Consider the following 11,929-nt stretch of genomic DNA (forward strand, 5'->3'; position numbering starts at 1 on the left):
CGATGAAAATACTTGTCACAGGTGGTTTAGGTTTTATCGGTACAAATTTTATTAAATTTTGGCGTAGGAACCATCCTGATGATTTCATAGTCAATCTGGACAAAATCACTTATGCCGCTAACCCCGCAAATCTAGTCGAATTTGAAGATGATCCTCAATATAAATTTGTCAAGGGCGATATCCTTGACACCGAGATTGTTGACAAATTGGTTTTTGACACCGACTTAATAGTTCATTTTGCCGCCGAATCACACGTCGACCGATCAATCGACGACCCCTCTCAGTTTGTTAAAACAAATGTATTGGGGACTTACAACTTACTAAGTTACGCCCAAAAACACGGCCAAAAAAGATTTCACCACATTTCCACCGACGAAGTTTTTGGTTCGATAGGAATAGATTCGCAGGATCAGTTTACCGAAAATACTCCCTATGACCCTAGCAGCCCTTATTCTGCCTCTAAGGCATCTTCGGATCATTTTGTCCGCGCTTTTGCCAAAACTTTTAAGCTCCCGATAACTATTACAAATTGCTCCAACAATTACGGTCCTTTTCAGCACCCGGAAAAATTTATCCCCCGAATGATTACTAACTTGCTTGACGGTAAAAATGTTCCGGTCTACGGCCAAGGTCTAAATTTACGTGATTGGTTGTATGTGCAAGATCATTGTTCAGCCATCGAGACAGTAATTCTTAAGGGAAAAATCGGTGAAACATATTGTGTTGGTGGACTAAAAGGTGGTACCAGGAATATCGACATTGTCAAAACCGTCTTGGAAAAAATGCAATTAGACGAATCAAAAATCGAGTATGTCCCGGACCGACCCGCTCACGATAATTATTCGGTAAACTGGTCAAAAATCAACATTGAATTGGGCTGGTCACCAAAATTTACCCTGGAATCCGGGTTGGCGGCTACCGTCAACTGGTATCAGGAAAATGGAAAATGGTGGCGTACTTCCAAGGCCGAAGCCGAGGAATTTTATAAAAAACTAAATTCCGCCAAATAATGGTTTTTATAGAAACCAAAATATCCGGTCTCTTAATGATTGAGCCAAAAGTGTTTGCCGACTCGCGCGGTTTCTTTTTGGAGTCGTATAGCCAGAAAGTTTTCGCCGATAACGGCATAAATACCATATTTGTTCAGGACAACCACTCCCGATCCTCAAAAAATGTTCTTCGTGGCCTTCATTTTCAAAAACGCCCTTTTGCTCAGGACAAATTAATTAGGGTAACATCGGGCGAAGTGTTCGATGTGGCGGTTGATATCCGCCCCGGCTCTCCGACCTACGGAAAATACGAATCAGCTATCCTCTCAGCCGAAAACCACAAAATGTTTTTAATCCCGGCGGGTTTTGCTCACGGCTTTTGTGTTTTAAGCGAAACTGTAGATTTCTTGTATAAGTGTAGTAACTACTATTCTAAAGAATCTGAGGGGGGAATTGTTTACAACGATCCCGATCTAAATATTCCCTGGCCGGTTGAAAACCCAATCTTGTCAGATAAAGATAAATTATGGCCTTCATTAAAAAACATATGACATTAAAACCAAAAATAATTGGTACCGGCCTTTCTGGCCTAGTTGGATCCCGGGTTGTGGAGTTACTCCAAGATCGTCTCGAATTTGTAGATTTCTCTCTGGAAACCGGTATTAATTTACTGGATCAACAAAATTTATCAACTGCTTTTTCCTCCCACCAAGACGCCACCGCCATTCTTCATTTGGCCGCATTTACAGACACCGGCGCTGCCTGGCTTCAAAGAGGGGATAAGTCTGCTCCTTGTTATCAGGTCAATGTAATTGGTGTCCAAAATCTTTTAGAACTAGCCAAAAAGTATCACAAATATTTTATAAACATATCTACTGATTTTGTCTTTGATGGCACCACCGATGGTAAATATACCGAAGAATCAACTCCCAATCCCATCGAGTGGTATGGCCAAACCAAATATGAAGCCGAAAAGCTAGTTTCCGCTTCAGGGGTCAGCTTCTCCACGGTTCGTTTAGCCTTCCCTTATCGGGCAAAGTTCGAGCCCAAAAAAGATCTTATCCGTAAACTAATCGACAATTTCAAATCGGGGAATTTATACCCCATGTTTACCGACCAAATCACCACTCCGACTTTTATTGACGATATTGCCCTTGCTCTAGGTTACATTTTAGATAATCAGCCAAACGGCATTTTTCATGTAGTTGGCTCTTCTTCCCAAAGCCCCTACCAAATGGCCCAAATGATCGCCGATACTTTTGATTTTGATAAATTATTAGTTAAAGAGGGGAGTCTTGTCGACTTTGTTGCCTCCCAGCCCCCCGATTCCCGCCCCTGGCAAAAAAATCTTTCACTCTCAAATAAAAAAATATCCGATCTAGGTATCAAGATGAAGACTCTTTCCGAAGGTCTTCAAACGTTAAAAACACAACTTTAATTTGGAGATAATCAATAATTAGCTATGACAAACAATACGATTATTTCAACCAATGAAGAAATTATTCAAAAAGTAAATCAGGCTCAAAAAGCCAAAAAATTATGGAAAGAATTGAGTGTTGAGAACAGAAACAAATACTTTAAAAAAATTATTGAATTAATTGTCGAAAATAAGAAAGATTTAGCCACTCTTCAATCAAAAGAAATAGGGATGCCGATTTCTCAGTCTATCGCCGATGTAGAAGATGCTGTTCGTTACTCGCAATGGTATGTTGATTATGTTTTGGAGTATTTATCTCCTCAAAAAACTTACGAAGACGACAAAATTTATCATCAGGTTTTTCACGAACCTTATGGAGTCACCGCTGTTATCACTCCTTGGAACTTTCCAATATCAAACTTTGTTTGGGGAGTCATGCAAAATCTTGTTGTTGGCAATGTAGCTGTTTTTAAGCACTCGGAAGAATGTTCGTTATTTGGCAAGAAGTTAGAAGAAATAGTCTCTCAAGCCAACCTTCCCGAAGGCGTTTTTTCAGAAATTTATGGAAACGGTCAGGTTGGTGATTTTTTAGTTCATCAAAACATCGATTTAATTTGGTTTACCGGCAGTACAAAAGTTGGTCAATCTCTTTACAAAATCGCTGCCGAAAAATTTATCAAAGCGGTTTTTGAGTTGGGGGGTTCCTCCCCTGGAATTATTTTTGCTGATGCAGATGTCGACAATACCCTTGAAACAATTTTTTCAAATCGTTTTTACAATTGTGGTCAAGTTTGTGACGGACTCAAAAGATTGATTGTTCACCAAAGCCGTTATGATGAAATTATCGAAAAACTCAAAAAATTAATTCAAAGTAAAAAAGTTGGCAATGCTCTCGATCCCACCACCGACATTGGGCCTCTGGTTGCCAAGCGCCAACTTGACCTCCTTAAAGAACAATTTCAAGATGCCATCAACAAAGGCGCCAATGTTGAATGTGGCGGAAAAGAAATAGTTAATCTTGACGGATTTTTCTTTGAGCCGACAATATTGACAAATATTTCTCCAAATATGAAAATCTGGCATGAAGAAGTTTTTGGACCAATTCTTCCGGTCGTACCTTTTCAAACCGAAGAAGAAGCTGTTAAGTTGGCCAACGACACCAAATATGGCCTAGGTTCATATATTTTTACCGAAGATAAAGAGTTAGCAAAAAAAATTGCCTCTCAAATTGAAGCCGGTATGGTTGGCATAAATAATGCTTATTATGGCCAACCTGGAAGCCCTTTTGGTGGTCAAAAACTTTCTGGTATGGGTCGTAGCCACGGCACCTTTGGTTTTCACGACTTAACCCAAATCAAAGTTGTCGCCTTTGAAAAATAGTTTTTTTGGTTGTTATAATTCACAAATGACAAAACTAGTCTATATCACTCACCCATCGGTAGAATTGGATAAAAGTAAGCCTCCACACGAGTGGGGACTGTCGGAAAAAGGCTTTGACCAAGCTAAAATACTAATCGAAAAACCGCTCTGGAAAGAAGTTGATGTTATTTATTCAAGCACCGAGCCAAAAGCCGTTCAGGTGGCCCAACTTGCTTCTGAAAAATATCACTCCCCTTGGTTTCAGGATAAAGATCTTGGGGAAGCCGACCGCACCGTCACGCCGTTTTTACCCCAGGAAGAATATATGTCTGCCGTCCAGGAAGCGTATCTGAATCCGGATGACAACATTAGGGGTTGGGAGAGTCATCACCATATGATGAAAAGAAATGTTTCAGTTTTGGAAAAAATAAAAAAAGACTACAAGGGCAAAACAATCGTAATTATCGGCCATGGTGGTGCCGGAACCACTATCAAATGTTATATAAAAGGCATTGAGCCTCAGTTTTCGGAAGATCCAAAACAGACGGGTTGTATCTTTATCGCCGACCTTGATTCAAATGTCATCATTCAGGATTGGCAAAAATACTAATTTTACATGCTAGCATAGGCACATGGACACAGAAGAATGTCAAAAAGTTTCCGTAGCGGGGTTACTTATTCTCAACGGCAAAGCCCTTGTTGTTAGACGGTCGGGCAAAGAAACTTTTCTCCCCGGAGTCTATGAAATACCGGGTGGCAAAGTTGAATTTGGTGAAAAACCGAACCAGAGTATCATAAGAGAATTCCAGGAAGAAGTTAATTTAAAAATTAAACCCTTAATTCCGTTTAGGGTATTTGATTACATATCAAAAGAAGGGAAAAGACAGACAATAGAAATCGTCTATTTAGTTGAATTAGACAATGATACCGCTAATAATTTAAAACTTAGCGACGCACACGATAAATATGAATGGGTAGGCAAAGACTATATTTCAGAGCTAAACTTGTCAGACGAAATAAGGCTCGACTTAGAAGATGGTTTCAGAATTTTTTTTCAAGTCTTCCATCACTAAATTTGCCACTTTAATCCCCTCCCGTACGGCATAATTTGTTCCTCTGTCTTCCGGAAATATTTGAGCAAAGTTCGCAGAATATACTTTGACTTTGTTTAATTCGTAATTCGTAATTGGTAATTGAAAATTAGTTGTTACCACATGCTGGGCGTTTTTAAATCTAAACAAAAATTTTTTAATAATCTTTTTCCTGTCAAACTCGGGATATATCTTTTTCAAATAATCAAAAAATTCGTTATAAACATTTTCGTCACTTTCGGTAAATAACTTATGATCATGAGGTATATATGCTCCCATATAATAAACAAAATCACCCCCATATTGACAATACCCCACAAGGTTAGTGTGTTGGATAAACGCCAAAAAGGGGGACTCAATATCATTGATATTATGCCAATAGTATTGACTCAAATTTTGTTTCGACGTAAATACTACGTTAACCGCCCCCAAATAATCAATTCCTTTTGACGGAATCGTCGATATCACCGCATCGTAATCTTTTATATCCTGCTTCAAATCAGCATGTACAATTTTAGTCTTTGTTTTGATAACTCCACCCATTTTTGTAATTTCTCCTCGCAATCTATCAATAATCAGCCCAAACCCCCCATCCATGTACCCCAATCTTTCTTTCCCGTCGGCATCCTTCGACCCGCCCCGGGTATGAATCCGAGCCCACAACCAGGCCATCGACACTCGCTTGTATTTATCACCAAACTTTCCGACCAAAAGTGGCTTCCAAACTACCTGGTAGGCTCTCTCTCCGCACCACTTTTTCATCCATTTATAAGCCGGGGTTTTCAAATATTTTTTCCACTTAATATCTTTTTGAAGATAAACTGCAGCCAGTCCCATTCTGATTTTGTCAACAATTCCCAAAGGTTTAAATTTTAAAAGATCAATCGGGGTGACAAACGGATACATTTTACCGTCGTAGTAGAGCCCAATCGAGCTTTCATACCACCTTAAGCGGTTAGCCAATCCCAATTCCCGAATCAGTTCTATGATTGATTTGTCGGTTCTAAAGATGTGGTGGTAGGTTTTTTCAAGATAATAATCGTTTATCCTAAAACTGCCCAGTAGTCCACCTAGTTCACATTCCTTTTCGGCCACTGTTACTGAAATTTCATTTTTAGCCAATTCATAGGCCGCAGTTAAACCGGTCAGTCCTCCGCCGATTATCAAAATTTTTTTCTTCATTTTTCTATTTGTAAATTTATTATCTCACTGATATCATATAACGATATTTGTCGTAATGTTTGCCTCAAATCAAAGTAAATGACAATCCGCCGTAAGGCGGGTATTATTTCTTAATACGATATCAGATATATTTAATTTAAGATTAAACAAAAATGGCCGAAGCTATAAAACTAAGTAAAAACAGAGATGTCTCTATGGACAAAGTCAGGAATATTGGGATTATTGCTCATATTGATGGGGGGAAGACAACTACCACTGAACGGATTCTTTTCTATACCGGCAAAATCCACAAAATCGGCTCCGTCGACGAAGGCACCACCACCACCGACTCTATGGTGCAGGAGAGAGAGAGAGGTATCACTATTCAATCGGCCTGCATTACCACTTTTTGGCACGATTATCGTTTCAATATTATCGATACTCCCGGGCACGTTGATTTTACCGCCGAGGTCGAAAGATCTCTTCGCGTTCTCGATGGCGCCATCATGATCTTCGATGGTAATGCCGGTGTCCAGGCCCAATCAGAAACTGTTTGGCGTCAAGCCGGAAAGTACGGCGTACCCCGCCTGGCTTTTATAAACAAAATGGACAAAATTGGTGCCTCCTTTGAAGGTACTCTCAAAAGTATTCATGATAAACTGCATGCCCCCGTTGTTCCGGTGGTCGTACCGATTGGTGAAGAGCATGCTTTTGTCGGCATAATTGACCTCATGAACCAAAAAATGATTGTTTACGACAAAGACGATCAGGGTATGGAATTTACCGTTAAAGACGTCAGCCCTGAGTACAAAGATCTGGTTGCAAAATACAGAAGCCTGATGGTTGAAAAAATTGCCTGCGAAGACGAGGCTCTTATGGAAAAATTCTTAAACGACCAGGAAATTAGCGTCGCCGAATTAAAAGCCACCCTCAGGAAGGCCACCATTGCTCAAAGACTATTTCCGCTCTACTGCGGGGCTGCCTGGAGAAACAAAGGCATCCATCCCATCCTTGATGGCATAGTTGATTATTTACCCTCCCCGCTTGACCTCCCGCCCGTAGAAGGATTTGATATCAATACCCACGAAAAAATACTTCGTAAGCCGATTAAAACTGAATATTTATCCGCTCTTCTTTTTAAGGTTCAGTCCGATGCTCATGTAGGTACTCTTTCTTATGTTCGGGTGTACTCCGGAACCATCAAAACGGGGATGGAGGTCTACAATACCACCAAGCAAAAAACCGAAAGAATAGGACGTATATTGTTAATGCATGCCGACAAAAGAGAAGGTATCGAAGAGGGTTACGCCGGCGAGATTGTTGCCTGTATAGGTTTAAAAGAGTCGACCACCGGGGATACCCTTTGCGACAAAGATCATATTATTTCTCTTTCCCCCATCCAATTTTCTGAACCTGTTATCTCCTTATCGATCGAGCCGGAAACTGCCGACGATCAGGAAAAAATGGGTGCCGCTCTCAACCGCCTGTCGTCTGAAGATCCTACCTTCAGAGTCAGCTACAACCACGAAACCGGTCAAACTATTATTGCCGGTATGGGTGAATTATATTTGGAGATAATAGTTGACCGTTTGCGTCGGGAATTTGGAGTCAATGTTAAAACTGGAGCTCCCCAGGTCGCCTATCGTGAAACAATTAGCCTCAACGCAGAGGGAGAAGGTAAATATATCCATCAATCAGGTGGTCATGGTCAATACGGCCACTGTAAAATCAGGGTTGAGCCAAAAAATCGCAGTGAAGGTATCGAATTTGTGAACGCCGTTAAAGGCGGTGCCATCCCTTCAAACTTTATTCCGGCAATCGAAAAGGGTGTCCGTGAAACTTTACAAAAGGGAATAATTGCCGGTTATCCCTGTACCGATATAAAGGTAACCGTCTACGATGGTACCTATCATGACGTAGACTCTTCAGAAATGTCCTTCAAGCTAGCCGGTTCTTTTGCCATCAAAGACGCTTTTGTCCAAGCCAAGCCCTTAGTCCTAGAACCGATTATGAAGTTCGAGGTGGCCACCCCCTCAGAATTTTTGGGCACGGTCATCGGTGATCTTTCTTCCCGTCGTGGACAAATCATCGGAACTTCTGAGACTTTTGGTTTTACCACTGTAAATGCTTTTATCCCCCTCGAAGAGGTTAGAGGTTATGCTACAGTTATTAGAAGTTTAACCCAGGGCAGGGGATCATTTTATATGGAACCCTCCCACTACGATCCTGTCCCCCGTGATGTTCAGGAGAAGTTGACCACCAAGACTCAAGCCGGTAAATAATTATTAGTTATATATAAAAAATATGGCTTATCCTACCGAGATGTTACGAGAAGCAGTTAAATATTTAAGAGTTCATACTGGTAGATGTTATGACGACCGTGGGGATGAGTGGCCAAGATATGACGATGGTCCTGTTGTTTCAACTGCTGATAGTCTCGCCCGACGTCTTGAAGAACTTGCTGCCCATCCTGATAATTACAGTAAACCTCCAATAATTCAAATAAGTACCCGACCCGGATTTGGATCTACTGCACACTCCCCTCAACAAGCGGTAGAATCTCTAAGGTGTGCGGCAGATGTTATTTCTTCCGTTCTAATAGTAGCAAGCCTCCCAATTCGAAGAGTTCAGTCTTCTCCTCAAGAAATTAATGAAGGCAGATCTCCCTACTTGATTGAAGTTGACCTACGGGAACTATCAATTACAAATCCATAAATGCAAATTTGCTCGATACTCCGCCTTGCAAACGGAAAATTAAGCTGATACAATTCTAAAGCGTTTTAAGCTAAAATTAAAATATTACATATTCGTCCAAAAGACACAAACAAACAAAAAAGGAGACACAATGGCAGCAGATACATATAAAAGGTCCAAGCCGCACGTTAATGTAGGTACTATTGGTCACGTCGACCATGGGAAAACAACCTTAAGTGCAGCAATCGCGAAAGTTCAGGGGAATCCAAAATCATATGCCGATATAGCCAAAGGCGGAACTGTTAGAGATGCCAATAAAATCGTCACTATCGCAATTTCTCATATCGAATACGAAACAGAAAAAAGACACTATGCCCACATTGACTGTCCTGGTCATGCTGATTATGTCAAAAACATGATTACCGGTGCTGCTCAAATGGATGGTGCAATTCTGGTAGTTTCCGCTCCGGACGGCCCAATGCCGCAAACCCGCGAACACGTCCTTTTAGCCAAACAGGTAAACGTCCCCAATCTAGTCGTATTTTTAAATAAAGTCGATTTAGTTTCCGACCCAGAATTTTTAGATTTGGTGGAAATGGAAATCCGCGATCTTTTAACCAAGTACGGCTATCCAGGTAGTGAAATCCCTATTATTCGTGGCTCTGCCCTGAAAGCCCTAAATGGTGATGCCGAAGGTGTTGAGTCCATCAAGAAACTCATGGAAGCTCTCGATACTTATATCCCTGAGCCAAAACGTGAACTGGACAAACCTTTCCTTATGCCTATCGAAGATGTCTTCTCTATCAAAGGTAGAGGCACTGTCGCAACCGGTAGAATCGAAAGGGGAATAGTCAAGATCAACGAAGAAGTCGAAATTGTCGGCCTAAGGCCAACCAAGAAGTGTGTTATAACCGGTGTCGAAATGTTTCACAAAATTCTTGATCAGGGGCAAGCTGGCGACAATGTCGGTCTTTTACTCCGCGGTGTTGAAAAAGATGATATCGAAAGAGGGCAAGTATTGGCCAAAGGTGGCACAATTACTCCTCACACAGAATTTAAAGCCCAAGTTCTTTTACTCAAAAAAGAAGAAGGCGGCCGCCACACCCCGGTTTTCACCGGCTATCGTCCTCAAGTCTTTATTAGAACTACCGATGTTACCGGCGATGTCAAATTACCCGAAGGTATGGAAATGGTCATGCCCGGTGACAATGCCAATGTTGTTATTACCCTAATTAAACCGGTTGCTATGGAAGTTGGTTTCCGCTTCGCTATCCGTGAAGGTGGACTTACCGTCGGTGCTGGTTCTATTACAGAAATTATCAAGTAAAAAATGACCAAAGGTAGCCGCATCCGCATTAGACTAAAATCATTTGATCATCGTATCATTGATGAAGCCGCCTCCAAAATAGTTGAGGTTGCGGTTACCGCCGGAGCTCATGTTCAGGGGCCTATTCCTCTTCCTACAGACAGGAAAATTATCACTGTGCTGACTAGTCCCCACACAGACAAAAACGCCCGGGATCATTTCCAGGTGCTTACCCACAAACGCCTTATCGATATCTCCAATACCAGTTTGAGAACTGTCGATAGCCTTCAGCATTTAGATCTTCCCTCCGGCGTTGAAGTAGAAGTTAAGATGTAATTATGATCTCAGGCTTCATTGCAAAAAAAGGTCCCATGACCAGCGTCTTTACTGAAAACGGCAAAAGAATTGGTGTTTCCAAGCTGATTGCCGCTCCTCTCACGGTGACCCAAATAAAAACACCCCAAAAGGATGGTTATCCGGCCATCCAGATTGCCTATGGTTCAAGAAAAAAAATCACCAACAAGGCGGTTTCCTCCAAGATTACAAAATTAAAATTAGATATTACTCCAAAAGGCTTTAAAGAATTTGAAGTGGTATCTGACCAAATTCCTGAAATTGGAAAGGAGATCGCAATCGACTCGGTTTTTTCTGTAGGTGATACGGTAAAAGTGACCGGGGTAACCAAGGGACACGGTTTTTCCGGTGTCATCAAAAGGCACGGTTTCCATCGTCAACCTGTTTCTGGCGGTCAATCTGACAGAGTCAGGGCTCCGGGTTCCATCGGTGCTCAAACCCCCGGCAAAGTTTTAAAAGGAAAAAAGATGCCCGGTCATTTCGGAAACACCCAAAAAAGTGTCCTAAATTTAAAAATAGTATCCATCAATCCAGAAACCTCAGAAATCACCCTAAGTGGCTCTGTTCCCGGTTCTTACAACTCCTGGGTAATTATTTCAAAAAGCTAAACTATGAAAACTCAACTTTACGACATTAACGCAAAACAAATTGGCGAAATAACTTTGCCATCTACCGTTTTTGGCGCCCAAATATCCGAGCAATTAATCTCTAATTCTATCCGGACTTCACTTTCTAACAAAAGAAGCGCATTGGCCAAGACCAAGCATCGGGGAGAAGTTGCCGGAACTACCAAAAAAATGTGGGCTCAAAAAGGTACCGGTCGCGCTCGCCATGGTAGTGCCAAAGCCCCCATTTTTGTCGGTGGCGGAAGTGCTCACGGGCCGAGAGGTGAGCGAAATTTTGACACAAAGGTCAATTCTAAAGCCAGAAAAATGGCTGTTAACTCCATTCTTTCTAAATTCGCAAAAAATAAAAGTATTCTGGTTGTCGAAAAATTAAATACCATTTCTCCAAAAACCAAAGAGGGAATCAAACTAATTACTGGACTTAAAGGCGTTAATGAAGTATTATCAAAAAGTTCAAAAGTGGGGATAATCAGTAGCAAAACACTGGTTAATGTCCGCCGGGCCTTTGGTAACATCCCAAAAGTCCGTCTTTTATCCCTTAAATCGTTGAATGTCCTCGATCTTTCCAATCAAAATTCACTGATTTTTACCAAAAGAGCAATTGAGCAATTAACCAAATAAAATGAACCTATCTAGTCCCAACCATATTATTTTAAAACCGATCACGACCGAAAAATCTCTCAAGGATCAAGCTACCGGGAAATATCTTTTTCAGGTTGATCTGAAAGCCACAAAAAGTCAGATTTCTGCCGCCTTCAAAACCATTTTCGGAATAAGTCCGCAAACAATCAACACTAATAAAATCAAGGGCAAAATCAAAACCGACTGGAAAAAACGTCGCCCGATCCGAAAGCCCGATATTAAAAAAGCCATAATTACTGTAAAAAAAGACCAAAAAATTGAATTATTATCACCTCCAAAAACTAAATAAC

General features: G+C 41.2%; 14 protein-coding genes. 13 read left to right on the forward strand and 1 reads right to left on the reverse strand.

The window, feature by feature from the left end:
* Positions 1-2 precede the first annotated feature (2 nt).
* From rfbB to WC841_00655, 6 genes are read left to right on the forward strand one after another with little or no spacing between them, the layout of a single operon-like run.
* Positions 3-1,010: a dTDP-glucose 4,6-dehydratase gene (rfbB, locus tag WC841_00630; protein ID MFA5827855.1), complete on the forward strand. Its 1,008-nt coding sequence runs from the start codon at positions 3-5 to the stop codon at positions 1,008-1,010.
* Positions 1,010-1,540 carry a dTDP-4-dehydrorhamnose 3,5-epimerase gene (gene rfbC, locus WC841_00635; protein ID MFA5827856.1) on the forward strand — a complete coding sequence of 177 codons (531 nt, stop codon included), beginning with the start codon at positions 1,010-1,012 and terminating at the stop codon, positions 1,538-1,540. The genes rfbB and rfbC overlap by 1 nt, the downstream gene beginning before the upstream one ends.
* Positions 1,537-2,427, forward strand: a complete 891-nt coding sequence (locus tag WC841_00640; GenBank protein ID MFA5827857.1) for a sugar nucleotide-binding protein — start codon at positions 1,537-1,539, stop codon at positions 2,425-2,427. The genes rfbC and WC841_00640 overlap by 4 nt, the downstream gene beginning before the upstream one ends.
* Positions 2,428-2,451: 24 nt before the next feature.
* On the forward strand, positions 2,452-3,786 hold the full coding sequence (locus WC841_00645; GenBank protein ID MFA5827858.1) for an aldehyde dehydrogenase family protein: 1,335 nt from the start codon (positions 2,452-2,454) through the stop codon (positions 3,784-3,786).
* A 25-nt stretch (positions 3,787-3,811) separates the two neighbouring features.
* Positions 3,812-4,375, forward strand: a complete 564-nt coding sequence (locus WC841_00650; protein ID MFA5827859.1) for a histidine phosphatase family protein — start codon at positions 3,812-3,814, stop codon at positions 4,373-4,375.
* Positions 4,376-4,397: 22 nt separating this feature from the next.
* Positions 4,398-4,838 (forward strand): NUDIX domain-containing protein, encoded by a 441-nt coding sequence (locus WC841_00655; GenBank protein ID MFA5827860.1) that lies wholly within the window; start codon positions 4,398-4,400, stop codon positions 4,836-4,838.
* Here WC841_00655 and WC841_00660 read toward each other — a convergent pair.
* On the reverse strand, positions 4,794-6,038 hold the full coding sequence (locus tag WC841_00660) for an NAD(P)/FAD-dependent oxidoreductase (GenBank protein ID MFA5827861.1): 1,245 nt from the start codon (positions 6,036-6,038) through the stop codon (positions 4,794-4,796). The genes WC841_00655 and WC841_00660 overlap by 45 nt on opposite strands.
* Positions 6,039-6,190: 152 nt before the next feature.
* On the opposite strand from WC841_00660, the gene fusA reads away from it, so the two are divergent.
* The 7 genes from fusA (at position 6,191) to WC841_00695 (ending at position 11,928) form a co-directional block, all read left to right on the forward strand.
* The gene (fusA, locus tag WC841_00665) at positions 6,191-8,299 is read left to right on the forward strand and encodes an elongation factor G (GenBank protein ID MFA5827862.1); all 2,109 of its coding nucleotides are present in this window, start codon (positions 6,191-6,193) and stop codon (positions 8,297-8,299) included.
* A 22-nt stretch (positions 8,300-8,321) separates the two neighbouring features.
* Entirely contained in the window at positions 8,322-8,732 is a 411-nt protein-coding gene (locus WC841_00670) for a hypothetical protein (GenBank protein MFA5827863.1), read from the forward strand.
* Positions 8,733-8,862: 130 nt separating this feature from the next.
* Positions 8,863-10,038 (forward strand): elongation factor Tu, encoded by a 1,176-nt coding sequence (gene tuf, locus WC841_00675; protein ID MFA5827864.1) that lies wholly within the window; start codon positions 8,863-8,865, stop codon positions 10,036-10,038.
* 3 nt (positions 10,039-10,041) lie between these two features.
* Complete coding sequence (rpsJ, locus tag WC841_00680; protein MFA5827865.1) at positions 10,042-10,353, forward strand: 30S ribosomal protein S10; 312 nt, start codon at positions 10,042-10,044, stop codon at positions 10,351-10,353.
* A 2-nt stretch (positions 10,354-10,355) separates the two neighbouring features.
* Positions 10,356-10,979: a 50S ribosomal protein L3 gene (gene rplC, locus WC841_00685; protein MFA5827866.1), complete on the forward strand. Its 624-nt coding sequence runs from the start codon at positions 10,356-10,358 to the stop codon at positions 10,977-10,979.
* 3 nt (positions 10,980-10,982) lie between these two features.
* On the forward strand, positions 10,983-11,618 hold the full coding sequence (rplD, locus tag WC841_00690; GenBank protein ID MFA5827867.1) for a 50S ribosomal protein L4: 636 nt from the start codon (positions 10,983-10,985) through the stop codon (positions 11,616-11,618).
* Between the two features lies 1 nt (position 11,619).
* A complete protein-coding gene (locus WC841_00695) occupies positions 11,620-11,928 on the forward strand; it encodes a 50S ribosomal protein L23 (protein ID MFA5827868.1) in 309 nt (102 codons plus the stop codon).
* The last annotated feature ends 1 nt before the right edge of the window (position 11,929 follow it).

It is taken from the genome of Candidatus Shapirobacteria bacterium, from assembly GCA_041659325.1.
Classification (GTDB): domain Bacteria; phylum Patescibacteriota; class Microgenomatia; order UBA12405; family UBA12405; genus JBAZYN01.

Coding starts and splice junctions, on each gene's coding strand:
- rfbB (MFA5827855.1), top strand. CDS start 3: ATGAAAATACTTGTCACAGGTGGTTTAGGTTTTATCGGTACAAATTTT.
- rfbC (MFA5827856.1), top strand. CDS start 1,010: ATGGTTTTTATAGAAACCAAAATATCCGGTCTCTTAATGATTGAGCCA.
- WC841_00640 (MFA5827857.1), top strand. CDS start 1,537: ATGACATTAAAACCAAAAATAATTGGTACCGGCCTTTCTGGCCTAGTT.
- WC841_00645 (MFA5827858.1), top strand. CDS start 2,452: ATGACAAACAATACGATTATTTCAACCAATGAAGAAATTATTCAAAAA.
- WC841_00650 (MFA5827859.1), top strand. CDS start 3,812: ATGACAAAACTAGTCTATATCACTCACCCATCGGTAGAATTGGATAAA.
- WC841_00655 (MFA5827860.1), top strand. CDS start 4,398: ATGGACACAGAAGAATGTCAAAAAGTTTCCGTAGCGGGGTTACTTATT.
- WC841_00660 (MFA5827861.1), bottom strand. CDS start 6,038: ATGAAGAAAAAAATTTTGATAATCGGCGGAGGACTGACCGGTTTAACT.
- fusA (MFA5827862.1), top strand. CDS start 6,191: ATGGCCGAAGCTATAAAACTAAGTAAAAACAGAGATGTCTCTATGGAC.
- WC841_00670 (MFA5827863.1), top strand. CDS start 8,322: ATGGCTTATCCTACCGAGATGTTACGAGAAGCAGTTAAATATTTAAGA.
- tuf (MFA5827864.1), top strand. CDS start 8,863: ATGGCAGCAGATACATATAAAAGGTCCAAGCCGCACGTTAATGTAGGT.
- rpsJ (MFA5827865.1), top strand. CDS start 10,042: ATGACCAAAGGTAGCCGCATCCGCATTAGACTAAAATCATTTGATCAT.
- rplC (MFA5827866.1), top strand. CDS start 10,356: ATGATCTCAGGCTTCATTGCAAAAAAAGGTCCCATGACCAGCGTCTTT.
- rplD (MFA5827867.1), top strand. CDS start 10,983: ATGAAAACTCAACTTTACGACATTAACGCAAAACAAATTGGCGAAATA.
- WC841_00695 (MFA5827868.1), top strand. CDS start 11,620: ATGAACCTATCTAGTCCCAACCATATTATTTTAAAACCGATCACGACC.